This is a genomic window from Brevundimonas sp. NIBR11, from assembly GCF_027912535.1.
In the GTDB taxonomy this organism is placed as follows: domain Bacteria; phylum Pseudomonadota; class Alphaproteobacteria; order Caulobacterales; family Caulobacteraceae; genus Brevundimonas.
In genome coordinates this window covers 238,451-263,310 of record NZ_CP115465.1, presented here as the reverse complement: position 1 = coordinate 263,310, position 24,860 = coordinate 238,451, and the positions used below count along the sequence as shown (strand labels likewise).

At 68.9% G+C, this 24,860-nt stretch carries 25 protein-coding genes; 5 read left to right on the top strand and 20 right to left on the bottom strand.

From position 1 onward, the window contains the following. Window positions 1-60: 60 nt before the first annotated feature. Together O5O43_RS01275 and O5O43_RS01270 are read right to left on the bottom strand one after the other, a co-directional pair. Window positions 61-1,278 carry a cell wall hydrolase gene (locus O5O43_RS01275; RefSeq protein WP_271085120.1) on the bottom strand — a complete coding sequence of 406 codons (1,218 nt, stop codon included), beginning with the start codon at window positions 1,276-1,278 and terminating at the stop codon, window positions 61-63. A gap of 89 nt (window positions 1,279-1,367) precedes the next feature. Beyond that, window positions 1,368-1,847: a Dps family protein gene (locus O5O43_RS01270; protein WP_271085119.1), complete on the bottom strand. Its 480-nt coding sequence runs from the start codon at window positions 1,845-1,847 to the stop codon at window positions 1,368-1,370. A gap of 182 nt (window positions 1,848-2,029) precedes the next feature. Between O5O43_RS01270 and O5O43_RS01265 the strand changes: the two genes are divergently transcribed. Next, window positions 2,030-5,359 carry a PAS domain S-box protein gene (locus tag O5O43_RS01265; protein WP_271085118.1) on the top strand — a complete coding sequence of 1,110 codons (3,330 nt, stop codon included), beginning with the start codon at window positions 2,030-2,032 and terminating at the stop codon, window positions 5,357-5,359. 61 nt (window positions 5,360-5,420) lie between these two features. Here O5O43_RS01265 and O5O43_RS01260 read toward each other — a convergent pair whose 3' ends face one another. Next, window positions 5,421-5,783 carry a DUF6481 family protein gene (locus tag O5O43_RS01260; RefSeq protein WP_271085117.1) on the bottom strand — a complete coding sequence of 121 codons (363 nt, stop codon included), beginning with the start codon at window positions 5,781-5,783 and terminating at the stop codon, window positions 5,421-5,423. Between the two features lie 215 nt (window positions 5,784-5,998). Further along, entirely contained in the window at window positions 5,999-6,181 is a 183-nt protein-coding gene (locus O5O43_RS01255; protein WP_271085116.1) for a hypothetical protein, read from the bottom strand. A 455-nt stretch (window positions 6,182-6,636) separates the two neighbouring features. On the opposite strand from O5O43_RS01255, the gene O5O43_RS01250 reads away from it, so the two are divergent. Then, window positions 6,637-7,758 carry a cell wall hydrolase gene (locus O5O43_RS01250; protein ID WP_271085115.1) on the top strand — a complete coding sequence of 374 codons (1,122 nt, stop codon included), beginning with the start codon at window positions 6,637-6,639 and terminating at the stop codon, window positions 7,756-7,758. A 1-nt stretch (window position 7,759) separates the two neighbouring features. Here O5O43_RS01250 and O5O43_RS01245 read toward each other — a convergent pair whose 3' ends face one another. The 5 genes from O5O43_RS01245 to nadA form a co-directional block, all read right to left on the bottom strand. After that, complete coding sequence (locus O5O43_RS01245) at window positions 7,760-7,975, bottom strand: hypothetical protein (protein ID WP_271085114.1); 216 nt, start codon at window positions 7,973-7,975, stop codon at window positions 7,760-7,762. 53 nt (window positions 7,976-8,028) lie between these two features. Continuing rightward, window positions 8,029-8,883, bottom strand: coding sequence for a carboxylating nicotinate-nucleotide diphosphorylase (nadC, locus tag O5O43_RS01240; RefSeq protein WP_271085113.1), 855 nt, complete (start codon window positions 8,881-8,883; stop codon window positions 8,029-8,031). Window positions 8,884-8,892: 9 nt separating this feature from the next. Next, window positions 8,893-10,455: an L-aspartate oxidase gene (locus tag O5O43_RS01235; protein ID WP_271085112.1), complete on the bottom strand. Its 1,563-nt coding sequence runs from the start codon at window positions 10,453-10,455 to the stop codon at window positions 8,893-8,895. After that, window positions 10,452-11,291: a site-2 protease family protein gene (locus tag O5O43_RS01230; protein ID WP_271085111.1), complete on the bottom strand. Its 840-nt coding sequence runs from the start codon at window positions 11,289-11,291 to the stop codon at window positions 10,452-10,454. Before O5O43_RS01230 ends, O5O43_RS01235 begins: the two co-directional genes overlap by 4 nt. A 73-nt stretch (window positions 11,292-11,364) precedes the next feature. Next, window positions 11,365-12,438 (bottom strand): quinolinate synthase NadA, encoded by a 1,074-nt coding sequence (gene nadA / locus O5O43_RS01225; RefSeq protein ID WP_271085110.1) that lies wholly within the window; start codon window positions 12,436-12,438, stop codon window positions 11,365-11,367. Between the two features lie 228 nt (window positions 12,439-12,666). Between nadA and ilvA the strand changes: the two genes are divergently transcribed. Both ilvA and O5O43_RS01215 read left to right on the top strand, forming a co-directional pair. Next, window positions 12,667-14,190, top strand: coding sequence for a threonine ammonia-lyase, biosynthetic (gene ilvA / locus O5O43_RS01220; RefSeq protein ID WP_271085109.1), 1,524 nt, complete (start codon window positions 12,667-12,669; stop codon window positions 14,188-14,190). Between the two features lie 81 nt (window positions 14,191-14,271). Continuing rightward, window positions 14,272-16,782: an ATP-binding protein gene (locus O5O43_RS01215; protein WP_271085108.1), complete on the top strand. Its 2,511-nt coding sequence runs from the start codon at window positions 14,272-14,274 to the stop codon at window positions 16,780-16,782. 370 nt (window positions 16,783-17,152) lie between these two features. On the opposite strand, the gene O5O43_RS01210 is transcribed toward O5O43_RS01215, so the two are convergent. The 10 genes from O5O43_RS01210 to O5O43_RS01165 all read right to left on the bottom strand — a co-directional run bounded on the left by O5O43_RS01210 (window position 17,153) and on the right by O5O43_RS01165 (window position 22,888). Next, window positions 17,153-17,632, bottom strand: coding sequence for a hypothetical protein (locus O5O43_RS01210; protein ID WP_271085107.1), 480 nt, complete (start codon window positions 17,630-17,632; stop codon window positions 17,153-17,155). Then, window positions 17,629-18,156, bottom strand: a complete 528-nt coding sequence (locus O5O43_RS01205; RefSeq protein ID WP_271085106.1) for a methylated-DNA--[protein]-cysteine S-methyltransferase — start codon at window positions 18,154-18,156, stop codon at window positions 17,629-17,631. The genes O5O43_RS01210 and O5O43_RS01205 overlap by 4 nt, the downstream gene beginning before the upstream one ends. Next, the gene (locus O5O43_RS01200) at window positions 18,137-19,243 is read right to left on the bottom strand and encodes an Ada metal-binding domain-containing protein (protein WP_271085105.1); all 1,107 of its coding nucleotides are present in this window, start codon (window positions 19,241-19,243) and stop codon (window positions 18,137-18,139) included. Before O5O43_RS01200 ends, O5O43_RS01205 begins: the two co-directional genes overlap by 20 nt. A 65-nt stretch (window positions 19,244-19,308) precedes the next feature. After that, a complete protein-coding gene (locus O5O43_RS01195) occupies window positions 19,309-19,641 on the bottom strand; it encodes a hypothetical protein (protein WP_271085104.1) in 333 nt (110 codons plus the stop codon). Between the two features lie 13 nt (window positions 19,642-19,654). Continuing rightward, entirely contained in the window at window positions 19,655-19,945 is a 291-nt protein-coding gene (locus O5O43_RS01190; RefSeq protein ID WP_271085103.1) for a hypothetical protein, read from the bottom strand. Between the two features lie 34 nt (window positions 19,946-19,979). Further along, entirely contained in the window at window positions 19,980-21,110 is a 1,131-nt protein-coding gene (locus O5O43_RS01185; protein WP_271085102.1) for a hypothetical protein, read from the bottom strand. Window positions 21,111-21,128: 18 nt separating this feature from the next. Then, window positions 21,129-21,458, bottom strand: coding sequence for a helix-turn-helix transcriptional regulator (locus O5O43_RS01180; protein WP_271085101.1), 330 nt, complete (start codon window positions 21,456-21,458; stop codon window positions 21,129-21,131). A gap of 118 nt (window positions 21,459-21,576) precedes the next feature. Further along, window positions 21,577-21,786, bottom strand: coding sequence for a helix-turn-helix domain-containing protein (locus O5O43_RS01175; RefSeq protein ID WP_271085100.1), 210 nt, complete (start codon window positions 21,784-21,786; stop codon window positions 21,577-21,579). Continuing rightward, complete coding sequence (locus tag O5O43_RS01170; RefSeq protein ID WP_271085099.1) at window positions 21,779-22,462, bottom strand: hypothetical protein; 684 nt, start codon at window positions 22,460-22,462, stop codon at window positions 21,779-21,781. Before O5O43_RS01170 ends, O5O43_RS01175 begins: the two co-directional genes overlap by 8 nt. Before the next feature lie 231 nt (window positions 22,463-22,693). Next, window positions 22,694-22,888 carry a hypothetical protein gene (locus O5O43_RS01165; RefSeq protein WP_271085098.1) on the bottom strand — a complete coding sequence of 65 codons (195 nt, stop codon included), beginning with the start codon at window positions 22,886-22,888 and terminating at the stop codon, window positions 22,694-22,696. Window positions 22,889-23,037: 149 nt separating this feature from the next. Between O5O43_RS01165 and O5O43_RS01160 the strand changes: the two genes are divergently transcribed. Beyond that, complete coding sequence (locus tag O5O43_RS01160; RefSeq protein ID WP_271085097.1) at window positions 23,038-23,949, top strand: hypothetical protein; 912 nt, start codon at window positions 23,038-23,040, stop codon at window positions 23,947-23,949. Window positions 23,950-24,016: 67 nt separating this feature from the next. On the opposite strand, the gene O5O43_RS01155 is transcribed toward O5O43_RS01160, so the two are convergent. Next, window positions 24,017-24,802, bottom strand: coding sequence for an extensin family protein (locus O5O43_RS01155; protein ID WP_271085096.1), 786 nt, complete (start codon window positions 24,800-24,802; stop codon window positions 24,017-24,019). Window positions 24,803-24,860: the final 58 nt, after the last annotated feature.

The window sequence follows — 24,860 nt, the reverse complement described above, 5'->3', positions numbered from 1 at the left end:
GTGTCGGACACTAAATGCCTGATCACGCACCCCGTTGCACGCGCCATGGCGACGCTTGGCCTAGCTGGCGGGCTTGCCGACTTCTTCGACATCCATGGCCGTGACCCCGGCCGGCGCGGGCGCGGCGGGAGCCGGGGCGGCCAGCGGCGGGTCCTCGAAGGCCTGAAGGCGGGCGTTGATGGCGGCGATGTCGGCGGCGGTGGCCTGGCGACGGCCGCCCAGGCTGGCGACACCGACGACGCGCGTCTGGCCGTTGATCTCGACGGTGCGCAGGTTCATCCCGCCGTCGGCCAGGACGGCCGCGTCACTCGGCCCCACCACGGTCGCGCCTTCGCCGGTCGAGGCGACGATCAGGCGCGGACGAGCGAAACGGGCTTCGTCGATGGTCGGCTCACGACCCGAATAGACCTGTTTGAAGGCGGCGCTTTCGCCGGCCAGACCCTTCCAGCGATAGAAGATATGAGCGCCGATCTGGGTGATCTTGCCGAGCGTCGGCGCCCACCAGGGGTGGACGTAGTCGGCGTGATAGTGGGTCGCGGTGCCGACCTTGGTCGCCACGTAGCCCGACAGGGCCTTCTCGGCCACCAGGCGCGCGCGGTTCCAGGCCCATGCGACCGGCGCCTGCGACAACGCGCCGTCGCAGGTGAAGGAGAACTGGCAGCCGGTGTTTCGTTCCGCGCCCTCGAAGACCACGCCGCAGACGGTGTTGGGATAGTTGGGATCGCGCACCCGGTTCAGGATGACCTGGGCCACGGCCTCCTGTCCCTCGGTGCTTTCCAGGGCCGCCTCGTAATAGACGCCCTGGGTCAGGCAGCGCAGGGCGCGGGCGCGGTCGGCCGGGGTGGCGGCATTGAAGACGAAGGGGGCGGCCGGACGCAGGGCGCCGATGGCCGCGGGCATGGCGGCGTTGCGCTTCTGGGCGTCCAGGCCGCTGACGCCGAGCTCCAGCGTCGGACGGCCGGCCAGGGTCAGGCTTTCCCAGCCCGGCGTCAGGCCCAGCAGAGCGGCGCGGTTCTCGTTGGGATCAAAGCGGATGGCTAGGGCCAGCTGGGCCGGATCCATCCGGGCGCTGAGGGCGGCCAGACCGCGCGCCGACAGATCGCCCTCGGTGATCCGGGCCACGGCCTCGGCCGTCCGGTCGCCATCCGGCCGCACCGTCGATGAGGCCGCCATCGCCACGCCGAGCGCCGCCAGCGCCGCAGGAGCGGCGGCGGCATAGCGCCGGACCAGTGTCTTCACCTTGGCCCAATCGACGGAGGGGATGGATGGAAGCGACATTCGGTTCTGCGAGAGCGACGCCGGAACGCCGGAAGGGGGCTCTATGGTCCCGCATCACGGCGCTTTTCGGGCCGGAGATTACGGCGGATTTAGCGACCGCCCAGCGTCGAACGCAGCATCCAGGCGGCCTTCTCGTGGGCCGACAGACGCTGGGTCAGGAGATCGACCGAGACGTCGTCGCCGTCGTCGTCCGCCACGGTCAGGGCCGCCCGGCAGGTGGCGATGACCGTCTCGTGGTCCTTCATCAGTTCCTTCAGCATGGTCGGGGCGTCGTTCTCCGGATCGCCGTCCTTGATGGAGGTCAGGTTGGCGAAGGCCGAATGGGCCTGGGGCGCGAACTCGCCCAGGGCGCGGATGCGTTCGGCGATGGTGTCCAGCGCCGCCCAGATCTCGCGGTACTGTTCTTCCAGCAGGGTGTGATAGCTGAAGAACTCTGGCCCCCGGACGTTCCAGTGGTAGCCGTGCGTCTTCAGATACAGGGCGAAGCTGTCGGCCAGGACCTTGGAGAGTTCCTGCACCACGTCGTTGCGTTCAGCCTTGGTCAGGCCCGTGTCGATCGTTGCGGTCATGCTTGCTCCTTCGGTGATGCTCGTTAAGCGTCTGCGCTGTAGTCCTTTGCCGAGGTAGGCGTTCCGGACCGCCCCGCCAAGGCCTGAAACCCAGACGGGACGGGCGTTCGAGGGTCTTGGAACGCAAACCGTGGGAAAGCGTTGCCGTTTTTCGCGCAACGGCGCGAACCGGGGGGATTTGATTGAGCGCATCCGCGTTCCCGAGCGGCGTTAGTGGGATCGACGCCTGGTTGGCGCGCCTTGCGGCCGTGCGACCGCAGCCTCTGTGGCGCACCGTCCTGATCGGTCTGGCCTGGTCGGCGGCGTCGCTGTTGCTGCGCGCAGCCCTGTCCGGCCTCTATAGCGGCAGCGGCATCGCCGGCTCGACCATCCTCTTCCCCGGAGTGGTCCTGGCCGCGCTGATGGCCGGGCGGACGGCGGGGTTCGTGGCCACCGTCGCTTCGCTGCTGGGCACCTGGGCGATCGCCGGACCTGATGCGATGGGCGTCGGCATCACCAGCCTGACGGGCCGGGTCGCGACCTTCAACTTCCTGGCGGTGGGCGGCTTCGTGACCGTGGTGGCGGCATCGCTTCGCAAGAGCCTGGCCCGGCTAGGCGAGGCCATCGCGGTGCTCGAGACGACCCAGGACGAGGTCCGGCGCAACGAGGCGGAACTGGCCGCGATGGTCGATCAGGCCTCGGCCGGGATCGCGCGCGTTGATCTGAGCGGCGCGGTGGTCAGCTCCAATGCCCGGTTCGCCGAACTGCTGGGCTATACGCCGGACGCGGTCATCGGCATTCGCACCCGCGACGTCACCCATCCGGACGACGTGCAGGCGACCCTGCACCTTCTGGACCGCATTCGGGAAGGCCAGGGCGACGGCGATCAGGTCGAGAAACGCTACATCCGGCCCGACGGCGCGGTCGTCTGGGGCCTGACCAGCCTGCGCGCCCTACGCGACGAGGACGGCGCCCAGTCCGGCTATATCGCCGTCATCGTCGACATCACCGACGCCAAGGCGGCCGAGAGCGCGCTGCGCGAAAGCGAGATGCGCTTCCGCCTGATGGCCGATACGGCCCCCTCCCCCGTCTGGCTTACCAATGCCGAGGGCGAGGTGGAGTTCGTCAACAAGGCCCTGGTCGACTTCTATGGCAAGCCCGGTGAAACCTTCATGGGCCACGCCTGGAAGGCCTCGATCCACCCCGACGACATCGCCGACGTCAACGCCACCCAGGCCGAGGCGCGCGCCCGCTTCCTGCCCTACGGCTTCGAGTGCCGGTTCATGCGCCATGACGGAGCCTGGCGCTGGATGCGGGTGTCGGTAAACCCGCGCTTCGACGGCGAGGGCGCGTTCCAGGGCTATGTCGGCCTGTCGTTCGACGTGACAGCGCAAAGGGAGGCCCTCGACGCCCTGGCCCAGCAGGAACGCCGCCAGAGGTTCCTGCTGGAACTGTCCGATGGGGTCCGCGACCTGAACGATCCCGACGATGTCATCGACCATGCCCAAAGCGTCTTGGGGCGCATGTTGAACGTCTCGCGGGTCGGCTTTGGCGAGATGGATGTGGAAGCGGGGGTCTATCACATGCGCCGCGACTGGACCGAGCGGGTGTCCAGCATCGTCGGTACGACCCGGATTGAAAGCTTCGGGCAGGCGGTCAGCGAAAGCCTGCTCTCCGGCGTCACCGTCGCCGTCGACGATACGGCGACCGACCTGCGAACTGCCGACAATGCCGCCGACTACCTGGCCATCGACATCGGAGCGTTCGTCGTCGTGCCCCTGTTTCGCGCGGGCCTGCTGCGCGGCTTCATCAATGTCCACAGTGCGAGCCCGCGGACCTGGACGCTCGCCGAGATTAAGCTGGTGGAGGACGTGGCCGATCGCGCCTGGTCCGAGGTCGAACGCACCCGCGCCCAGGCCGAGGTGCTCGAATCCGAGGCCCGTTTCCGCGACATCGCCGACACCGCCCCGGTGCTGATCTGGGTGACGAGCCAGGATCGGACCCGCGCCTTCGTCAACCAGGCCTATGTCGAATACATGGGCGGCGACTATGAGACCGTCCGGCTGGCGGACTGGCGGACCTACATCCATCCCGACGACCAGGATCGGGTCGTGCAGGAGTCGATCGCGGGCGAGGCGACGCGTCAGCCCTTCGCGCTCGAGGCCCGGTACAAGAACCGCGACGGCGAATACCGCTGGCTGAAATCCTTCTCGCGCCCCCGGTTCGGGCCGGCCGGTGACATCATCGGCTTCGTCGGGGTGGCCTTCGACGTGACCGACGCGCGCCGGGTCGAGCAGGACCTGAAGCGGATCAACGAGTTGCTGGAAGAGCGGGTCGGAGACGCCCTGGCGGAGAAGGCCAAGGCCGAGGCGGACCTGATGCATGCCCAGCGGATGGAGGCGGTAGGCCGTCTGACCGGCGGGGTGGCGCACGACTTCAACAACCTGCTGACCGTGGTCATCGGCGCCCTGGATCTTATCCTGAAGTCGCCCGAGGATGCGGCGCGACGCCAGAAGCTTGGGGAGGCGGCCCTGTCGGCGGCGCGGCGCGGCGAGCGTCTGACGCACCAGCTGCTGGCCTTCTCGCGTCGCCAGGCCCTGCGGCCGGAAGCCGTCGACATCAACGCCCTGATCCGCGAGAGCGACCCTCTGCTGCGGCGGGCCGTGGGCGAGGCGGTCGCCTACAAGCTGAAGCTCCGTCGCGGCGGGGCGCGGGTCATCGTCGACCCGGCCCAGTTCGAAGCGGCCCTGCTGAACCTCATCGTCAACGCGCGCGACGCCGTGGCGGAGGGCGGTCGGGCGGAAGGCGCGACGATCAGCGTCCAGACCCAGGCTTGCGAAGTGGCGCCTGGCGAGGTGCTGGACCTGCCCCCCGGCGACTACATCTGCGTCACCGTGTCGGACACGGGCGCCGGCATGGACGCGGTGACCATGCGCCGGGTGTTCGAGCCCTTCTTCACCACCAAGGCGGTCGGCAAGGGCACGGGCCTGGGCCTCAGCCAGGTCTATGGTTTCGCACGCCAGTCGGGCGGCGGAGTGAAGATCACCTCGACCGTCGGCGAGGGCACGGAAATCCGCGTCTACCTGCCGCCCGCCCCCGTCGAGGAGGAGGCGGTCGAGGCGCCCCGTCGCGCACCGGGCGCCATGAAGGCCGGCCAGACGGTGCTCCTGGTCGAGGATGACGCCGGCGTAGCCGCCATCGCCATGGACCTGCTCAAGGGGATGGGGCTGGAGGTCGCGGCGGCGGAGACCGGGCCTCAGGCGCTCGCCCTGCTGGATCAGCGCCGGTTCGACATCATGCTGTCGGACATCGTCATGCCCGGCGGTATGACAGGGATCGATCTGGCGCGGACCAGCGCGGACCGGTGGCCGGAGATGTCGATCCTTTTGACCTCGGGCTATGCGGGCGACGACGTGGACCTGGCCCTGGCGGACGCCCCGTGGCCCTTTCTGCGGAAACCCTACTCGGCCGAGGAGCTTCGCGAAGCTCTGGCCGATCTGTTGATCACTACGCCAGCGGCGGGCCAGCGGTAGTCCGGACAAGCAAAAGCCCGCCGCGATGTCGCGGCGGGCCTTGGACGGTCACACCGGACGCTTAGCGCTGGCGCGCCTTGCGGGCGGCGTATTTGGCGTCGCGGGCCGCCTTCTGCTCTTCCTTGGTCAACTGCTTGCGTTCCTTGCGGTTCGCACGCTTCTCGGCCTCAATGGCTTCTTGTGCGGCCATCTCGGCGGCGAGCCGAGCCGCTTCCTTCTCGGCCCGCTCGCGGCGCTGCTCGGCCTTGGCCAGCTCGTGCTGCTGACGTAGGGCCTCTTTCTCGGCAGCGCGCTTCTCGGCCAGCTTCTCGAACTCGGGGTCAGGAGCGGCGGCTTTCGGCTTGAACTTGGCAAGGAGGGCCTTCTTGGCCTCCTGCTGGGCGCTGAGGCGGTCGTTGAAGCCGGTCTGTTTGAGGTCTCTCATGCGGTCGGTCGGTCGTCCTTCGATGGATGGGTTCGTCGCGTCAGTCGCGAGAACGGGGATCGCCACGGCGTCCGGCCGTCGGCAAAGCCGAAACCGGGCAGTAAATCAAGCGGACGAGCCCTTTAATCGACGAACGGGGCCGTTCTTCGGCCAACCGTCATCGCCGGGACGCACTCGCCGGGCTGTCCCCAGATAGGACCTCGGCGGCGCCGATACTAGTCCGGGCGAGCCGCGCCGGCCGCGCCGCCCACCGCCGCGCCCACCGGACCGGCGACGACGGCGCCCGCGATCGCGCCCGTCGCTGCGCGTTGTTCCGTGGTGTGGCCACAGGCCGAAAGGGCGGTCGCGCCCAGGGCGAGAACGGCCACGGTGAGAATGGAGACAGACGAACGGCGCATGAGACAGGTCCTGAGCTCGGTTAAGGTCACGCTTCAACGCCGGCCCTGCCGCGCCGTTCCCTTGCCAGCCCGCGTCACAGTCGAGCGCTGACACTCCCGGCTGATCAATGCAATACAGAGAGGAGCCATAAGCAGGGGAGCGCCCGCGCCGTCGCTTCCAGAGACTGGTCTATGCAAATCGATACAGCATTCGGGGGTACAACGCTGCGCCAGGACCGGGTAGTGGCGCAGCTGATCTCGTGAAAACCCGGGACTCCTTCACAATTGCTGCGTTGCAGCGAGAACTTGCGAATCAAACACATTGAGGCCATAAACGGATGGCTTAAGGCCCATCCTTCGGCGGTCAGGTGTTCACCGACCTCCGATTCGCAAACCGGATCGCGACCTCCCATGTCGCCTGGTTCTGCAGACGACCCGGGGGCGACCTATCCGCCCTGCTGAATAGGACGACGCCTTTGATCCATTCCTCGCAACAGCGTGCGGCTTCGCATGCCGACCGCGCGGCCCGCCTCGGGCCGGTGCAGGCGGCGGCTGTGTTCGGCGCGGTGGTGGGATTGGGAATCGGCTGCGCCTATCTGGGCGGGACCGTCGCCAAGGCGACGACCGTCCGCGCCCAGGCCGAACGTCTGGAAGGCGCCACGGCCGCCGGCTTCACCGAAGAGGCGCTCGCCGCCGCCGCCGGGGGTCTGGACGCCAGCGCCCTGTCGATCGCCCGCCGCCACGATCCATACACCGTCGCGGGCGCCGCGCAGCGCGACCGCCAGGCGGAACTGCTGACCGCCCGTCTGGAACAACTTCGTCCCGAGACCACCCGCAGCGATCTGCGCCGCGCCAGCCTGACCGACATCTCCGCCGCCGCCCGTCCGTTCCGCATCTCGAACGCCCTGGACGCCTCGCGCGATCTCGAATGCCTGACCCAGGCCGCCTACTACGAAGCGCGTGGCGAAGGCGCCGACGGCATGCGCGCCGTGGTGCAGGTCGTCCTGAACCGCGCCCGCCATCCCGCCTTCCCGCGCAGCGTTTGCGGCGTCGTCTTCCAGGGCTCGGGCCGCCGCGTCGGTTGCCAATTCAGCTTCACCTGTGACGGCTCCATGCGCGGCGCAGTCAACCGTGCGGCCTGGAACCGGGCCCGCACCATCGCTTCGGCCGCCCTGTCCGGCGCGGTCTACGCCGGCGTCGGCAACGCCACCTTCTTCCACACTACGGCCGTCGCGCCCGCCTGGCGAAGCAGCTTCCTGCGTGTCAGCCAGGTCGGCAACCACGTCTTCTATCGTTTCGGCGGTCGCGCCGGGTCGGCCAACGCCTTCAGCTACGCCGCGCGCGGCTCGACGGGTTCGGATATCCAGCGCGCCGTCTATGCGGGCATCGACCCGACCGAGACCGTGCGTCAGGCGGGCCAGGCCATCGCCTACACCGCCCTGCTGGCCCAGGAAGCCGCGTCGAACGCTCCGGCGACGTCGACCGAGGCTCCCGGTCCCGCCCCGACCGTCGCGCCCGCGCCACTGGTCACGCCCGTCTCGGCTCCGGCGCAGCCGGCCGTCGTGGACGCCGCCGCCATCAGCGCGCCTCAGGCCTAGTCTAACGTTCCTGCACGTTGCGGATGGTCGTCAGGTTCTGATTCAGGTTTCCGAACCGGCCCTGCTCCTTCAGATTGACGTCGGCGTCGCCCGGCTGGCCGGACTGCGCGCCCGTCTCGCGGTCGCGCCGATCGGACAGGGCGGCTTCATCGACAGTGGCCGCGCCGTGGTCGGCGAAGCTGCGTTGTTCCTTGGGAATCTTCGGGGCCGAGGCCATGGCGATCTCCTTCTGATCTGAAGGTGAAAACCCCTCCGGGCGCCGCCCGTTCCTCAGAAAGCGTCCAGTCCGATGTCCAGCACCGGCGCGGAATGGGTCAGAGCGCCGACGGAAATCACATCCACGCCGGTCTCGGCGATGCCGCGCACGGTCTGAAGATTGACCCCGCCGGACGCCTCCAGAACCACCTTGTGGTCCCCCCGGCGTTTCACCGCCTCGGTCAGTTCGGCGTTGTCGAAATTGTCGAGCATGATGACGTCGGGACCCCGGCCCTCGGCGACCATCCGCAGCGCCTGATCGAACTGGTTGAGGCCATCGACCTCCAACTCGATCTTCATCAGGTGACCGACATGGGCGCGGGCGGCCGTCACCGCCTCGACGACGCCTCCGCAGACCACGACGTGGTTGTCCTTGATCAGAATGGCGTCATCCAGACCGAAGCGGTGATTGACCCCGCCGCCGCGGCGGACGGCGTGTTTTTCCAGCGCCCGCAGGCCGGGCGTGGTCTTCCTCGTATCCGCGATCCGCGCGCGCGTCCCGGCGACGGCCTCGACATAGGACTGGGTCAGGGTCGCGATACCGCACAGCCGTCCCAACAGGTTCAGCGCCGTCCGTTCGGCCGACAGGAAGGCCCGCGCATCCGCCTCAACCTCGGCCAGGATCGCGCCCGCCTCGAATGGGTCGCCGTCCTTCATGCGCAGAGTGATCGACGCCTTCGGGTCCATTTCCAGCACCGTCAGGCGGACGCAGTCGATGCCGGCCAGCACGCCGGGCTTGCGCGCCGCGAACCGGGCCCGCATGCGCGCGCCCTCGGGGATACAGGCGGCCGCCGTCACGTCTCCGGCGCGACCGAGATCCTCGGCGAGGGCGGCGCGGATGACGGGCAGGATCAGGGTGTCGGGCAGCATGGCGGGACCTTAGGTCGAGGCGATCACGGCGGCGATGACCGCGGTCGTGGCGGCCGTGGTCGCGATCATGGCGGCGACCGCCGGGTCGGAGCGGGTCAGGCGGGTATGAACGGCCTTGTTCGCCGTCTCCGGATAGTCCGAGCGATAGTGGCCGCCCCGGCTCTCATGCCGGGCCAGCGCCGCCTCCGCGATCAGGCGGCAGGCAACCAGAGGCAGGGCGTCCTTCTGGGCCGCCTCGATGTCGCCGATCAGGGTCAGCAGCCGCTTCAGCCCCTCGGCGTCGCGGATGACGCCGCAATCGGCGCTCATGCCGTCGCGTAGCCGCTGCAGGGCGCCGTCGGTGAGAGGCGCGGAGCCTTCGACGATGCGGGCGACCTTGCGGTCCTTCACCCCTTCGCGCGCGGCGGCCTCGCCGGTGCGACGGCCGAAGGCGGCGGCTTCGAGCAGGGAGTTGGAGGCCAGGCGGTTGGCGCCGTGCACCCCCGTCGCGGCGCATTCGCCGACGGCATAGAGGCCCTTCAGCGTCGTCCTTCCGTCCGTCCGGGCCGCGATACCGCCCATGTGATAGTGGGCCGCCGGGGCCACCGGGATCGGCTGGATGCGCGGGTCGAGCCCGGCCTTCATGCAGCTGGCGAAGACGGCCGGGAAGGCCTCGGGGAAGTGGGCGCCCATGGCGGTGCGGGCGTCGAGGAAGGCGCCGCGACCCTCGGCGCGGGCGCGGTGGACGGCGCGGGCGACGATGTCGCGGGGCTTCAGGTCGGCGTCGGGCGCGGAGCCGAGGATGTAGTCGCCGTTCCGATCGATCAGGCGGGCCCCATCGCCGCGCAAGGCCTCGGTCGCCAGCGGCATGGGGTCGAGACCGACGTCGATGGCGGTTGGATGGAACTGGACGAACTCGGGGTCGAGGATTTCCGCCCCCGCCATCCAGGCCAGGGCGAGGCCTTCGCCCAGCAAGGCGCGGGGCGTGGTGGTCTCGCCGAACAGGCCGCCGGCGCCGCCGGTCGCCAGGACTACGGCGGGGGCCAGGACCTCGATCCGCTCTCCGGCGCGGTCGATGACGGCGCCGATCACCCGGCCATCGCCGGACTGGATCAGGCCGGTCAGGCGGCCGTCCTCCCAGACCTCGACATGTTCCGCCGCCCGCGCCGCGACCGCGAGTGCTGACAGGATCGCCCTACCCGCCCCGTCGCCGCCGACGCGGGCGACACGGGCCAAGGAGTGGGCCGCCTCGCGCGACACGGCGAAGCCTCCGTCCGGCTGGCGGTCGAACGGCGCGCCGAGCGAAGCCAGCCACTCGACCGTGGCCTTGCCGTCGTCGGTCAGGACCTCGGCCGCATGGTGATCGACCAGACCCGCGCCGGCGGCCTCCGTGTCCCTCAGGTGCAAGGCCGGGGCGTCGTCAGACGACAGGGCCGCGGCCACGCCGCCTTGGGCCCAGGCGGACGATGCCGCTTCCAGAAGAGGTGTGGGGCTGACGACGAGCACGGGAGCCGGCGCGGCCGACAGCGCCGTGGACAGGCCCGCGAGACCGCCCCCGATGATCAGCGGGCCGTCATGTTGAATGCGGATCATGGGCTGATTCCGATGAAGCGGGCTGCGATGCCGAGCGCGACCCAGAGCGACCCCTGCGCCAGCGGCAGAAGGACGCCGATGGCGGCGGCGGCGCAGAGGGCGGCGGTCAGGAGAAACAGGACCAGCGACTTGCCCGCCTCGGGCCAGGTCAGGGTCTTCTCGCCCGGCCGCCACGCGCCTCGGCGCAGCGAACCGAGCACGGCGATGGCGAGGAAGACGGCCAGGATATAGCGCCCCGTCGACACGCCCCACCAGACAGCGAGTGCGCCCATCAGGATCAGAGCGGCCTTCTCGACCATCGGATCGATCCGGGCCAGCACGGGCCCCAGGGCCTTGGACCCATCCAGCGGCGGCGCGGGCGCCAGGTTCACCAGATTGATCATGGCGATGAAGAAGGCCCCCTCCATCCAGGCCGGGTCGCCGGTCGCGTACCACAGGCCCACGGCGGGGATCACGGCCAGCAGGCCGAAGGCGGGCCCGGCCAGCGACACCAGCACCCCGTGCCACTCGCTGTCGGGATTGCGCTGGCCGCGTGCGAGCCCGCCGAGAAAGGGAATGATGTAGATCTTCGCCGGCCCCATGCCGAGCCGGTTCATCGCCAGGACGTGGCCATACTCATGCACGAACAGCCCGAAGATGGCGGCGACCGCCACGACCCAGCTGCCGGTCGCGAGCCACAGGAAGCCGCCCAGCAGGGCCGTCGAGGCGATGGCCCAGGGCAGGCTCTGACCCTTGTCGATCACCGGCGCGCCGGGCGTCCGGGTTTCGGGCACGACGGTCTGGGCGCCAGCGGGCGGCGGCGCGCCGTCGCGAGAGCCCCAGGGACCGTGGGTCACTTGGCGGCCTTGGGCTGGATCGGCAGGACGACGAAGCCGCCGATCCCGCGGCCGTGGGGCGCCACATAGCGCATCAGATCAGCTCCACCGCGACGTGGTGCCTGGCCTTCACCAGATCGTACCGCGCGGGTACAGCAGGCGGCGGCAGGTCGATCATGCGCTGAACCGCCAGCGCCGCCTTGGCGATCATCTCTTCCGGCACCGTGACTTCGAACGTCATGTCGCGCAGGCAGTCGCGGATGTTCAGAAGGGTGATCCGCTTCATGTAGGGGCACATGTTGCACGGCCCGATGAAGTTCACCTCGGGCACGTCGCCCTTGATGTTGGACGCCATCGAGCATTCGGTGATCAGCACCACCTGCTTCGGCTTCTTGGCCATGACATAGTCGGTCATGGCCGCCGTCGATCCGGCGAAGTCGGCGGCCGCCAGGATCTCTTCCGGGCACTCCGGATGGGCCAGAATCTGGGCGCCCGGATAGGCCTCGCGCATGTCGGCGACGTCGTCGGCGGTGAACCGCTCGTGGACGATGCAGCGGCCCTTCCAGGCGATGATGCCGATGTGGGTCTGGGCCGCGACGTTGCGCGCCAGGAACTCGTCGGGGATCAGGATGACGCGGTCGACGCCCCATTGCTTAGCCGCCCACTCCACCACCTGGACCGCGTTGGCCGAGGTGCAGCAGATGTCGGTCTCGGCCTTCACGTCGGCGGTCGTGTTCACATAGGTGACGACGGGCAGGCCCGGGTATTTCTGCTTGATCAGCCTCACGTCCGCCCCCGTGATCGCTTCGGCGAGGCTACAGCCAGCCTTGAGGTCGGGGATCAGAACGGTCTTGTCCGGCGACAGGATCTTCGACGTCTCGGCCATGAAGTGCACGCCCGCCTGGACGATCACCTTGGCCTTCGACTTGGCGGCCTCTTTCGCCAGACCCAGGCTGTCGCCGACATAGTCGCCCACCCCGTGGAAGATGTCGGGCGTCATATAGTTGTGGGCCAGGATGACGGCGTCCCGGTCCTTCTTGAGCTGATTGATCTCGTGGATCAGCCGCGCCTGTTCGGGCCACTCCATCGGGGTGACGAAATCCTTGACCTTCTCCCAGACGGCCGCGGTCTCACGCTCGATATCCGGTGCAAGGGCGGCGTGCGCCATCGACGTTATCTCCTCGGGCGGTCTGCGCCGCTCACCCTTATGCTCAACATTAGCATAAGTGGGGACAAGATAGGCCTGTGACGGGGCGATGCAAGGCCCCCGCGATCAAATCTCGCACTGGAGCAAGGTGGCGACGCGCCAAAGGCTGCAAAGTTCGCGGGACTTTTTTGCGCGGGCGCCTATAGATGAGGTCACATCCTCCCCAATCTGCCTGTCTACCGCCTTTTCATGCAAGAAACTCTCCGCCGCATCCTGACCGCTCGCGTCTATGACGTGGCGATCGAGACCCCGCTGGACCCCCTGCCCCGGCTCACTGCGCGCATGGGCCGTCCCGTGCTGCAGAAGCGCGAGGACCTGCAGCCGATCTTCTCCTTCAAGATCCGGGGGGCCTACAACAAGATCGCCTCGCTCACGCCAGACCAGCTGGCGCGTGGCGTCATCTGCGCCTCCGCCGGCAACCATGCCCAGGGCGTCGCCTATTCGGCTCGAAAGCGCGGCGCGATCTCGACCATCGTCATGCCGGTCACCACCCCGCCCATCAAGGTGGAGGCCGTCCGCGCGCTCGGCGGGACCGTCGTCCTGCATGGCGACGCCTTCGACGAGGCCTTCGCCGAAGCGACCCGCCGCGCGGCGGACACCGGCGCGGTCTTCATCCACCCCTTCGACGATCCCGACGTCATCGCGGGCCAGGGCACGGTCGGGCTGGAAATCACACGCCAGCATTCCGAGCCCATCGCCGCCGTCTTCGTCCCCGTCGGCGGCGGCGGTCTGGCGGCGGGCGTCGCGGCCATCGTGAAGTTCCTGCGTCCCCACACGAAGGTTATCGGAGTCGAACCCGTCGACGCCGCCTCTATGAAGGCCGCCGTCGAGGCGGGCGAGGTGGTCACGCTCGATCAGGTCGGACTGTTCTGCGACGGCGTCGCCGTGCGCCGGGCGGGGACCGAGACCTTTCGCCTGTGCAAGGACCTGCTGGACGAGATCGTCACCGTCGACAACGACGCCATCTGCGCCGCCGTCAAGGACATCTTCGACGACAGCCGCGCGGTGGCCGAACCGTCGGGCGCCCTCGCCCTCGCCGGCCTCAAGGCCTGGGCCTCCGTCCGTCCGGGGACCGCCGAGGCCGGCGCCCTGATCGCCGTCAACTCCGGCTCCAACGTCAATTTCGACCGGCTGCGCCACATCGCCGAACGGGCCGAGATCGGCGAGGGGACCGAGGCCCTGCTGGCCGTGGCCATGGCCGACGACCGCGCCGTCTACAGCCGCTTCCTCAACGCGCTGGACGGCCGCTCGGTGACCGAGTTCAACTACCGCTGGTCCGGGGAGGGCACGGCCCACATCTTCGTCGGCGTCGCCATCAAACAGGGCGTACATGAAAAGGACGACCTGATCGCCGCCCTGCGCGCCGACGGCTATGCGGTCGAAGACATGAGCGACAACGAGACGGCCAAGCTGCACGTCCGTTACATGGTCGGCGGCCGCACGACGGGCTTGCCGCACGAACGGATCCTGAGGTTCGAGTTCCCGGAGCGTCCCGGCGCTTTCCTGAGGTTCCTCAACAGCCTGAAGCCCGCCTGGGCCCTCACCCTGTTCCACTATCGCAACCATGGCGATGACGTCGGGCGGGTGCTGGCCGGCATCTCGGTCCCGCCCCCGGAGCAGACCGCGCTCGCCGCCGCCCTCGCCACCCTCGGCTATCCTTACGTCGACGAGACCGACAATCCGGCCAGCCGGCTGTTCCTCGACGGCGCGTAACGATTCTCTTCCACCGCTAAAGCTTGCGAAACATTCGGGCGTCTAGGATGGCGTGTGATCTTCCGTCGCGTGACCTCCTGCGTGCAAGCTTCGCTGCTCGGCCTCGCCGTGCTGACGGCCGTCCCGTCCCTGGCGTTCGCCCGGGAGGCGGGCCATCAGGATCCCGTCGCCCTGGCCCTGGCGGTCGAGCATCGGGCGGGCGCCACCACCTTCGACCAGCTCGAGGCCTTCGGACGAAACGCCGAACGGATGAACGACCGCGAGGGGCTGAACCGGCTCTATCACGTCGTCTGGACCACCCTGAACCAGGGCGATTTCGAGAGCGCCCAGGGCTGGAACCTGCGTCTGGCCGCGGCCGCCGGCCGTCTGGCCGACACGCGCTATACGAAGATCGCCCACGTCAACGCCCTGACCATCCGCTACGATCAGGGTGAAGACGCCGCCGCCCGGGAAATGCAGCGCATCGCCGAGACCGAGCCGGACTGGTTCGTGAAAGCCCACGCCACCCGCGTCTACGCCATCAGCCTGATGGACGCCGACCGGCTAGGCGAGGCGCTGGCCCTGCTTAACGACGCCCTGGCCCTGGCGCCCGAGAACGACCCCTACGCCGACACGACGCGCGCGGGCCTGTGGGAGGTGATCGGCGTCGGCCTGATGAAGCTCAACGACATCCGCGGCGCGACCGACGCCTTCGGCAGATTCGAGCTCGACTATTCGAACCCCGCCTATCCCCGGCCGGATTTCGACGCCGTCTACAATCTGACGCGACTGGCGGTTCAGGTCGGCGACCAGCCTCTGGCCGAGCGGCTGTTCGCCGTTCACCACCGGCTGACACTGCGGACGCGGATGGAAAGTCTGGCCGTCTATGACGCCAATCTGTGCGCGATGGTGGCTCAGGGGGCGAACGATCCACATCGCGTGCTCGACTGCGTCGCCCCCTATGGCGAGACCCTCGGCGCGGCCAAGTTCCTGGCGCCGCATATCCTGCCTCTGCGCGCCATGGCGCGGGCGCGTGTCGGGGACGTGAGCGGAGCGCGCAGGGATGTCGAGGAAATCCACCGTCGCGAAGCCGCCGGCGACTTCCGGGAAGAGGCGATCTCCCAGGTCCTTCACGCAGAGGCCGAACTCCTCAACGCCCAGGGTCGCCCTGCGGAGGCCTTTGCGCTTCTGCGGCGACATGCCGAGGAAGAGACGCTGGCGCAGTCCCGTCAATTCAGCGACGGCATCGGCCAGGTCACTGCGGAGATGCAGGCTCAGCTCGGCGAGCGCCGGCGGCAGCTGGAGACCGCCCGCGCCAACACCCTTCTCCAGGCCGAGATGATCGAGGGTCAGCGCTGGGTCGTGGGTATCGGCATCGTGGTTCTGTTGCTTGTGGCCGGCCTGTTGTTCCGCCAGTTCAGCATGACCGGCCACCTGAAACTCGCGCGCCGACGCGCCGAGGACGCCAACCGGTCCAAGTCCGAGTTCCTGGCCAATATGAGCCACGAAATCCGCACGCCCCTCAACGGGGTGGTGGCCATGGCCGACGCCCTGTCGCGCCGATCGCTGGGCGCGGCCGAGTACGAGATGGTCGAGATCATCCGCTCGTCCGGCGTCACCCTGGAACGGCTTCTGTCCGACATCCTGGACAGCGCCAAGATCGAGGCCGGCCAGGTCACGGTCGAGGCCGCGCCTTTCGCGCTAGGCCATGCGGTCAAGGACATCGCCGCCCTGTGGGGCTCCAAGGTCGAGGGCGGCCCGGTCGCCCTGGTCGTAGAGCTGGACCCGACGCTGGAGCGGATGGTCGTGGGCGACGTCGTCCGCGTGCGCCAGATCCTGGCCAACCTCGTCTCCAACGCCCTGAAATTCACCAGCGCCGGCGCCGTGACCCTGCGCGTCGAGCCGACCACCCAAGACCGGGTGCGCTTCACCGTCATCGACACCGGCGTCGGCTTCGACGCGGCCCAGAAGGCGCGCATCTTCACCCGCTTCCAGCAGGCCGACGGCTCCATTACCCGGCGCTTCGGCGGCACGGGCCTGGGTCTTGCCATCTCGCGTGATCTGGCCGAGCTGATGGGGGGCGAGCTGGACTGCGAAAGCACGCCGGGCGAGGGCTCTCGGTTCTGGTTCGAACTGCCCCTGCCGCCCGCCGCCGCCGTCGAGGAGGCCGAAGCCCAGACCTCGGACTGCGCGCCGGACGGGCTCTGCATCCTCCTGGCCGACGACCACCCCGCCAACCGCAAGGTCATCGAGGTCCTTCTGGCCCCGACCGGCGCGAACCTGACCGCTGTCGAGAACGGGCAGGAGGCGCTGGACGCCTATGCCGCTGGACACTTCGACCTGGTGCTGATGGACATGCAGATGCCGGTCATGGACGGCCTGACCGCCACCGCCGCCATCCGTGCGCTGGAGACCGAACGCGGCCTTGGGCGCACGCCCCTGCTGATGCTGACAGCCAACGCCATGGCCGAACACGTCGAGGCCGGCCGCATCGCCGGCGCCGACGGCCACCTGGCCAAGCCCGTCACCACCGCCAGCCTGTTCGCGGCCATCGGCGCGGCGCTGGAGGCGCGTGCGCCTGATGACGCCGCCGACGACGCTCAGGCGGCCTGATCCTCGCCACCGTGCACCCCAGCGGAGGCTGGGATGCAGATGGAAGACACCGGCGGTCAGACCAGAAGGCCGGTGCGAGAACCAGGCCGCCTGAGTTTCGTGATCTGGACCCCAGCCTTCACTGGAGTGCACGGAGAAAAGTGGCGAGTAAGAATATTTTCTTATTAAAGTCTTGTGTTCGCCGGAGGCGCTCCCCACCTCCCGCTCAGGTCTTTGACATTTTCGCCAGAACCACCCCGACTTTCGTCGCCGGACACTCCATTCGCCCAGAAGTCTTTGATTTTACATCGCCGACTAGCTGCTTCGTCCCGTTTGGTCATGTTTCGTCATGCTACTCCGCGTCATGACGAAACGGACGAAACCGCGAATGTCAGGCCTCAAGCGGAGGCCGAACCGTGTCGTCGTAATTGCACCAAACCCCGAGGATCGCGTCCGCCTTCGGGTCGTAGATGACGTTCACGACCTCGCATCCGCCATGGAAAATCGCTGGCAGTTCGCCCGCCTTGACGTGGACGCGTCCTGCCGGCCGTCCTTCGGATCCGTAGCCGTTCTCCCGCACATAGACGGCGACCACCACCCGGCGTGTGGACTCATCGGGCCAGTCCGGCATCGGTCCCGCGATCGTGGTCAGCGGCAGGGTCGGATCATCGTAGCCCCCGGCCGGCTGGTAGAAACGAACGTAGGTCGCGAGGGGCGCGGCGTCCGGCGGCCAGGTCGTGATGGCGGGGACCTCCGGGGAGGCCGGCGTCATGAGCAGGTTTTCGATGCGGTCCGCGATCCGGTCCTCCGGCCACGTGCAACCCGCAAGAGCCAGCGCGACCCCGACGGGGGCGAGGGTCCGGCCGATCACACTGCTGCGCCTTCGTGCTCCAGCAGCCACTTCTTGCGCTCCAGCCCACCCGCATAGCCAGTCAGCGTCCCGTTCGCGCCGATGACCCGGTGGCAGGGCACGATGACCGCGATGGGGTTCTGGCCGTTCGCCAGACCCGTCGCCCGCACCGCCTTCGGCGATCCCACCGCCGCCGCAAGCTGGCCATAGCTGCGCGTCTCGCCGGCCGGAATGGCGCGAAGCGCCGCCCAGACAGACTTCTGGAACGCCGTGCCATTGGTCTTCACGATGACACCATCGAGAGCCTTCGCGTCGCCCGCGAAATAGGCCTCGACCGCTTTCCTAACCGGTTCAGGCGCGCGGCCCGAGACCAGTTGCGCATCCGGTGCGTGGCGACCCAGCAGTCGCATCATGCGCGCCTCGTAGTCGGAGAAGTCCAGCGCCCGGACGGCGCCGTCCTTGTCCGTGACCAGAAGAACCTCGCCGACCGGGGTCGCGATCCGGTCGAGCGTCAAGGTCTCAGGCTCAGGCTGCACGTTTCGCATCGTCCTTCTCCATCAGATCGGCCGCCGTCAGCCCCGCGATCCGCAGGTGCAGCACGCCATAGGCCCGCCAGGGCCGCCACCGCTCCGCCCGGCGCGCGAGCGTCGCATCGTTCAGTCGGTCGCTGGGCGCATCCTCTCCCGCGTCGATCCAGTCGCCCGGCAGACGCAGACCCGGCCGCGCCTCGACCATAGGCTTGAGCACGGGATCGGCCGACAGGTCGCGACCGATGGCGTCGGGATCCGCCGACAGGTCGAACACCCGCCGCACCCGCGCCAGCACGCCCGGCAGAGCCTTCAGGTCCGAAGCCTCGACGCAGACCTCCAGCCGCCCGGGCTTGCCCGGCGTCGCCGTCACGAAGCCGTCGGCGCCGTCCACGGCCTTGGTCAGGTCGCGCGACCAGACCCGATCCTCGACCCGATCCCCCCGCGCGATCAGGGCCGCGAACATCGCCTCCCAGTCATAGGGCGGACGATAGGGCATGCTGAGCTTCACCCCCTCGCCCGGAGCCCGCTCGGCCCTGCGACGCAGCTCCGACGGCGCGCGGCGATACAGGGCCTGGAAGGTCTCGTTGAAGCGCCGCACCGAGCCGAAGCCCGAGGCATGGGCCACCTGGGCCATCGACAGGTCGGTCTCGTGGATCAGGGCCTTGGCAAGCAGCACACGCCGCGTCTGGGCCACGCTGACCGGGGCCGCGCCCAGATGCTGTTTGAACAGCCGCCGCAGCTGGCGCTCGCCGACCCCCAGCCGTCCGGCCAGGGCGTCGACGTCGCCCTCGTCCAGAGCGCCCGTTTCGATCAGGGCCAGGGCCCGGCTGACGGTGTTGGAGGTGCCGCGCCAAGCCCCCATATCGGGGGCCGTCTCGGGCCGGCAGCGCAGACAGGCGCGGAAACCCGCGTCTTGCGCCGCCGCCGCCGTGATGACGAAGATCATGTTGTCGCGCCTGGGCGTCCGCGCCGGACAGATCGGGCGGCAGTAGATGCCCGTCGTCTTCACGCAGCCGAAGAACCGCCCGTCGAACCGGGCGTCGCGCGTCAGAACGGCCCGGTAGCAGGCCTCCTGATCGAGGGTGTTCGCCGTCGTTTCCATGCCGCTAAGATGAGCCTTCCCGGCCGGGAAGTCTCGCGGTTTTCGGACATTGGCGTGTGGAGGCTCTACGGCCCGATCGGCCTCAGGCCGCCGAGGGCCGCGTCGGTGGACGGGCCGCTGCCCTGCATGGCTGCGACCGCGCTGCGCGCCTCGGCCGCCTGTATATTGGCCTGCTGGCGCGTCCGGCATCGACGACGGTTGAAGCGGCTGCCCGTCACCGGCTGGTCGCGGCAGATGACTTCCTGCTGCGGGTCGCTGGCCCGGGTGTTGGCTCCGCTCTCGAGCCGCGCGCCTTCTACGGTCACAGGGGCGACGTCGCTCGTCGGCGCCGTCTGCGGCGTCGCCGGCGTGGTCTGGCCGACCACGAGGGCCGCGACGATCAATCCAGTCCAGAACATACCGACCTCCGACTTACTGAGGGACCCAGGAGCGTTCCATCGGGTTGACCAGCTCCTCGACAGAGGGGCCGCTGCGGGTGGAATCGCTGACGAAGCGCTGGGCCTCACGCTGAGCGATGGCCTCCTGCTCGCGTGTCCGGCAGCGGCGGTGGGTGAAGCGGCTGCCGGTCACCGCCTGATTGCGGCAGATGACTTCGCGCGAAGGGTCTGCGCGTTGGCCCGTCCCCGACGGAGAGCGAGTCGTCTGCGCCAAGGCAGGCGCGGCGGCCAGAAGCGCGGTGATGATGAGTGCGGTCCGAAGCATTCCGGCCTCCAGCGCCTGTTGGACCGCCAACCTCTCACCGACCGTCGTTTGACGCAACGCCCGGCTGCACGACGCGCCAGAGGTTGGCGGCGATCTTCCAGACCAGGGTGACCGCTTGGATCATCAGGAACCAGCTGAAGATCAGCGACATCGTCGAGGCCACCCCAATCAGATCGCGCGGCCCATCGCCCAGCGCCCGCAGCCGACCGACGTCCAGCATGACCCAGTCGCCCGCGATCCGCGCCTGTTCCGCGCCGACGCTCAGGGTGAACCAGTGGCCCGCCTGGAAGATCATCCAGGTCAGCCACAGACCGACGCCGGCCATCAGGATCTGCAGAATGGCCCGGATTCTCTGGGCGCGAGGCTGGGTCAGGGTGAACAGGTCCACGCCCATCTGCGCGATCGCATAGACCAGGATCGGGGTGAACAGGGTCGCCCAAACCGGCGCGGCCGCGACCATCGCCACTTCGCCGTCGATCCGCATCGCCGCCAGCCCCGGGAAATGCACGAGGCCGACCCACCACAGGACGAACATGCCGAGCGCCAGGAAAGAGAAGGCCGCCTCCGCCATCGCATTGGACCCGCGCGCCGGACGGGGCGTCCATTTGTCGCGGCGCGGGGTCGCAGCTCCCGCCGCGGCGCCCCACTGGCTCGGGTCTGAAAGCTGGAAGGCGGACAGGTCCTTCACCCTCCACTGCGTCATCCATTTCGGCTTGATCTCGTAGTGCTCCATGAGGGCGCCCGCCAGCGTCAGCGCCCCGATCAGGGTCAGCCCCGCGCCGAAGAAGCCGTGGAAGGCCGGGCCGATCGCACGCCCCCCATCGTGGGACCCGCTGATCAAAGTCACGAACAGGCCAAGGGCGTGAACGGCCAGCAGGACCAGCAGCCCCGCCTTCACCCCATAGAGCCAGTAGGGAAATAGCTCCGGCCCGATCAGGCTGTCTGGGCCCTTGCGATATCGGGCCGCGACCACCAGCGGATGCCCCATCTCGCGCAGGATCGCCTCCCGCTCGTCGTCTGTCAGCGACCGGCCCAGCGTCTCCTCCTTCGCCTCTAACCGCGACAGGATCAGGTCGCGCAGTTCGGCGACGATGTCCTCGCGCTCGTCCGCCGACAGCTGGGCCGCGACGGCCTCCAGATAGCGTTCCACCATATCCATGGTCATGCCCCTCAACTCGAAATGTTAGAGAATCTTGTCGAGCGAGGCGTTGATGCCCCGCCATTCGCCGGCCAGCTGGTCCAGCATCGCGACGCCCATCGGCGACAGGACATAGAAGCGCTTCTTGCGCTTCTCTTCCTCGCGCCATTCGCTGAGGAGAAGGCCCTGCGACTCCAATCGGCGGAGCAGCGGATAGAGGGTCGATTCCTCAATCTCCAGCCCGTCGGCCGCCAGGGCCTGACGCAGGGTGTAGCCGTAGCGTTCGGTCCGCAGACAGGCGAGCACCGCCAGCACCAGCGATCCGCGCCGCAGCTCCAGCCGCATGCTCTCGAACAGTTCGACGTCGACCGTCACGGTTTCGCCCCTCACGTCACATAGTGTGTGACACACAGTGTATGCGACATACTGTGTGAGGGAGTCAAGCAAAAGGCCGGAGAGGCGCCCTCCCCGGCCTTTCATCGTGCTGGATTGGTCAGTCGACGAGGTGGAACAACGCCTCCACCGTCGTGCCCAGAGCTCGCGCGAGCATCAGCGCCAACAGCGTCGAGGGAATGAAGACCCCATTCTCCACTGTGTTGATCGTCTTACGCGACACGCCGGCGCGCTCCGCCAGCTCGGCCTGGGTCAGACCGGCGGCGGTGCGCACCTCTTTCAGGCGAGAGCCCAGTCGGGCGTCACCCATCCTTGCCGTACTCCCGGTCCAGCCAGGCGAACCGGATGCCCGCCGTCGCCCCGGCGATGGCCAGAACGAACGGCATGGCCGCGATGCCCAGCTCGGTTCGCCACAGGCCCAGGCCGAAAGCGACGGTGGCTCCCAGCATCAGGACGATGAAGGCCGCACCGACGGCCCGCGCCCGCAGGACGCTCGTCAGTTCATCTTCAAGAAACCGCTTGTTGGTCCGGGTCTGATGATCCCAGCCCATGGTGATCGAGGCCACCACCCAGGCGTAGATGACCGGCAGGGCGGCGCCGGCGTAGTCGCCGAACGAGCCCTCTCCGGCCAGGATGTCCTGAACCGCGAGCGTCGACTGGATCAGGAAGATCAGCGTCACGATCGGGAAAAGCCACAGCTGGTTCGCGCGCTGGGCCTGGAGCCGATCGCGCTTCAGGAGCTCGGTCTCCGTCCGCCATCCGTTCGCGCCCGGCCGCGTGAAGAAGGCCATCAAGGCGCCGGCGAAGACCAGCCCCGCGCCGATCCCGGCCAGAACGCCCCAGCCGGTCGCCTCATCGCCCGTCCGCGCCGATCCGATGGCGAAACCGACGCCGGCCATCAGGGCGCCCAGCCCTGCCAGAGACAACGACCCGACGAATTTCCGCCGCCGCGCCCGCGCTTCCTTCTGCAGTTCCCTGTCGTCCATGGCCGTCATCTCCGCCTCCGGTTCATGTCACCTTGGGGTTACATATCACCTATAGGTTACACGACGTCAAGCGGTCAGATCAGCAGTCCCCTTGGCAGAGCCACGCCAGTATATTGTCGCGCCACCCTCCGCTTCAGCTCCTCGCCTGACGACACGCCGCGCGTCCGCCCGCCCTCGCAGCCCGCAGAAGTCTGGCGGGAAACAGACCGCGCCATCGCAGCCGCGAACGGCCTATTTGTGTGTCCAGGGCCGGTTGGCGCCGGCCGCGATCCCGGCCGCCTGCTCGCGCTGAAAGCGGCCGCCGCGCGGCGGCTTGGGCCGCGCGTCCAGCTTCGCATTCTTTAGCCGCAACGCCTTCTGGGCGGGGGTTTCTCCGGCCGGACCTTGGGTCGCGGGCGCTTCGGTCGGATCGGGCTGATCGGTCATCCATCGAACTTAGCACGGGCGGCTCACCGAAGCCCGCACTTCGAGCACAGCCGGTAACCGGAGTTTCCCTCGCGGCCCTGACGGCAACCATCGCGGCCGCACTCCGTTCTCTGGACCCCGACAGGGCGAACAACGCCGGAGAACTTCCCATGACATCTCTCAAGACCTTCACGGCCCTCGCGGCCGGCGCCGTCGTGCTCTCGATGGCCCCCTTGGCCTCGGCCCAGACGCCCTACGGCCAGTCCAGCTCCAGCTCGACCTACAACCAGCAGCCGACCGGCCAGGAGGTCTTCGGCCAGATTCTGCAGAATCTGTTCGGCGGCCAGACCATGGGCTCGCTGGACGCAGAATGGGCCCGCGGCCGCCGGGCTCTCGGCGCACAGCAGACGACCTTCAATGGCCGCCTTGACGCCCAGGTCCGCTCAGGCGCCCTGTCGTCCTATTCGGCGGACCGTATCCGCACCGACTATGACGCCCTGGTCCGGCTGGAAGCCCAGTACGCCCAGGACGGCCGGTTCACGACGCAGGAGCGGTCGGAGCTGACCAACCGCTACAACGCCCTGACCTCGGCGCTGAACGACGGCGGATACGGCGACGACATCGGCGGCTACCAGTCCGCCGCCGACGGCCGCGCGGACTTCGAGGCTCGCGTCACCGCCGCTGTTAACGCCCGCACCCTGACCCGCACGGAGGCCACCCGCCTTCGCTCGGACTACGCCGCTATCGTGACGGCCGAGGCCCAGTTCCAGCGCGACGGACTCAGCGCCCGCGAGCGCCAGGACATCGAGGCCCGTCTCGACGCCATCGACGCCCGGGTGCCGGGTGGGCCGACCGGCGGCGCCAACGGCGGGTGGCAGCAGACGCCCCGTGATCGACTGACCGCGATTGAGCGCGCCCTTTATTCTCTGCCGCGCGGCCAGCAAGATGCGATCCGCGTCCAGTTCGAGGACCTCACGCGACTGGAAGCCGCCTATTCGCGAACCCGCCCGTCCAGCGACGACACCGCCTACCTGGAGCGCCGTATCGGCGAACTTGAAGTGCAGGCGCGCATTCGCCGCTAGAGGTTCGACAGCCGAGATCGATCAGCCCCGTCCGGCCCCGCCGGGCGGGGTTTTTCTTGTCAGGAGGCTAGCGACACAGCCGCCCGCTCTCCGCCTCCAGATGCAGGTGGTCGTGATGCTGGGCGTTGTAGTCGGGGCTCAGGGTCGTGCCGAAGATCTTGCAGGCGTCGTCGCGAATCCGCCGCAGGAACGCCGCCTCCGGCCCGCCGTCGTTCCAGTCGCCGGCGACCGTGATCCGCCGCCCGTCCCGCAGCCTCACGCCCGAGAAATCCAGCGCCGCCGCGCGTGAGTGGGCGCTGGGCCGGATGTTCGGCCGTCCGTTGTTCACCGCCCGGCAGGCATAGACCCCCATGTGATCGATCTGGACCACGTCCGACCCCAGCAGCTCACGCGCCGCCGGCTCGACCGACTGCCGTCGCCAAACGCTGACCGCCGCCGCGAGCGCGCAGGTCATGGTCACATCGCCCGGCGCCATCCGCGCCACGGTTCCCATATCCGGCCCCAGCACTCCCGCCGCCGTCAACCCGCAGGTCGCCGAGTTCACCCGGTCCGGCGTCGGCGAAAACGTCACCCGCGCCGACGCCAGCTCCGCCTCGCACTGCGCCAGCGTCCGCGTGGCCCGCTGAACACGGCCGAGCGTCCCGCTGTCGATACGTTGGTCGATCACGCCCGAGCCGGGGGCGACATAGGCGCTGGGGCCCGGCGCAGGTGGCCGAGGCTGGGGCGCGGGCGTCGGATAGTAGGGCGTATAGCCGGGCGGCGGCGCGGTGTTGGGGATCAGGCGGCCGCAGGCGGGGACAGCGAGCAGAGCCGCCGTCAAGACCATCACAAACTGCGCGCGCTTGGGGTTCATCGCCGAATCGCCGGGGTTTCTCCGCCCGATCCTAACCGACCCCTCCCGAGCAATCATC

What these genes read in the sequence shown, in the direction of transcription:
- O5O43_RS01275 (WP_271085120.1), bottom strand. Translation starts at nt 1,278, where the DNA reads ATGTCGCTTCCATCCATCCCCTCCGTCGATTGGGCCAAGGTGAAGACA.
- O5O43_RS01270 (WP_271085119.1), bottom strand. Translation starts at nt 1,847, where the DNA reads ATGACCGCAACGATCGACACGGGCCTGACCAAGGCTGAACGCAACGAC.
- O5O43_RS01260 (WP_271085117.1), bottom strand. Translation starts at nt 5,783, where the DNA reads ATGAGAGACCTCAAACAGACCGGCTTCAACGACCGCCTCAGCGCCCAG.
- O5O43_RS01255 (WP_271085116.1), bottom strand. Translation starts at nt 6,181, where the DNA reads ATGCGCCGTTCGTCTGTCTCCATTCTCACCGTGGCCGTTCTCGCCCTG.
- O5O43_RS01245 (WP_271085114.1), bottom strand. Translation starts at nt 7,975, where the DNA reads ATGGCCTCGGCCCCGAAGATTCCCAAGGAACAACGCAGCTTCGCCGAC.
- nadC (WP_271085113.1), bottom strand. Translation starts at nt 8,883, where the DNA reads ATGCTGCCCGACACCCTGATCCTGCCCGTCATCCGCGCCGCCCTCGCC.
- O5O43_RS01235 (WP_271085112.1), bottom strand. Translation starts at nt 10,455, where the DNA reads ATGATCCGCATTCAACATGACGGCCCGCTGATCATCGGGGGCGGTCTC.
- nadA (WP_271085110.1), bottom strand. Translation starts at nt 12,438, where the DNA reads ATGGCGCACGCCGCCCTTGCACCGGATATCGAGCGTGAGACCGCGGCC.
- ilvA (WP_271085109.1), top strand. Translation starts at nt 12,667, where the DNA reads ATGCAAGAAACTCTCCGCCGCATCCTGACCGCTCGCGTCTATGACGTG.
- O5O43_RS01205 (WP_271085106.1), bottom strand. Translation starts at nt 18,156, where the DNA reads ATGCGAAACGTGCAGCCTGAGCCTGAGACCTTGACGCTCGACCGGATC.
- O5O43_RS01200 (WP_271085105.1), bottom strand. Translation starts at nt 19,243, where the DNA reads ATGGAAACGACGGCGAACACCCTCGATCAGGAGGCCTGCTACCGGGCC.
- O5O43_RS01195 (WP_271085104.1), bottom strand. Translation starts at nt 19,641, where the DNA reads ATGTTCTGGACTGGATTGATCGTCGCGGCCCTCGTGGTCGGCCAGACC.
- O5O43_RS01190 (WP_271085103.1), bottom strand. Translation starts at nt 19,945, where the DNA reads ATGCTTCGGACCGCACTCATCATCACCGCGCTTCTGGCCGCCGCGCCT.
- O5O43_RS01185 (WP_271085102.1), bottom strand. Translation starts at nt 21,110, where the DNA reads ATGACCATGGATATGGTGGAACGCTATCTGGAGGCCGTCGCGGCCCAG.
- O5O43_RS01175 (WP_271085100.1), bottom strand. Translation starts at nt 21,786, where the DNA reads ATGGGTGACGCCCGACTGGGCTCTCGCCTGAAAGAGGTGCGCACCGCC.
- O5O43_RS01170 (WP_271085099.1), bottom strand. Translation starts at nt 22,462, where the DNA reads ATGGACGACAGGGAACTGCAGAAGGAAGCGCGGGCGCGGCGGCGGAAA.
- O5O43_RS01165 (WP_271085098.1), bottom strand. Translation starts at nt 22,888, where the DNA reads ATGACCGATCAGCCCGATCCGACCGAAGCGCCCGCGACCCAAGGTCCG.
- O5O43_RS01160 (WP_271085097.1), top strand. Translation starts at nt 23,038, where the DNA reads ATGACATCTCTCAAGACCTTCACGGCCCTCGCGGCCGGCGCCGTCGTG.
- O5O43_RS01155 (WP_271085096.1), bottom strand. Translation starts at nt 24,802, where the DNA reads ATGAACCCCAAGCGCGCGCAGTTTGTGATGGTCTTGACGGCGGCTCTG.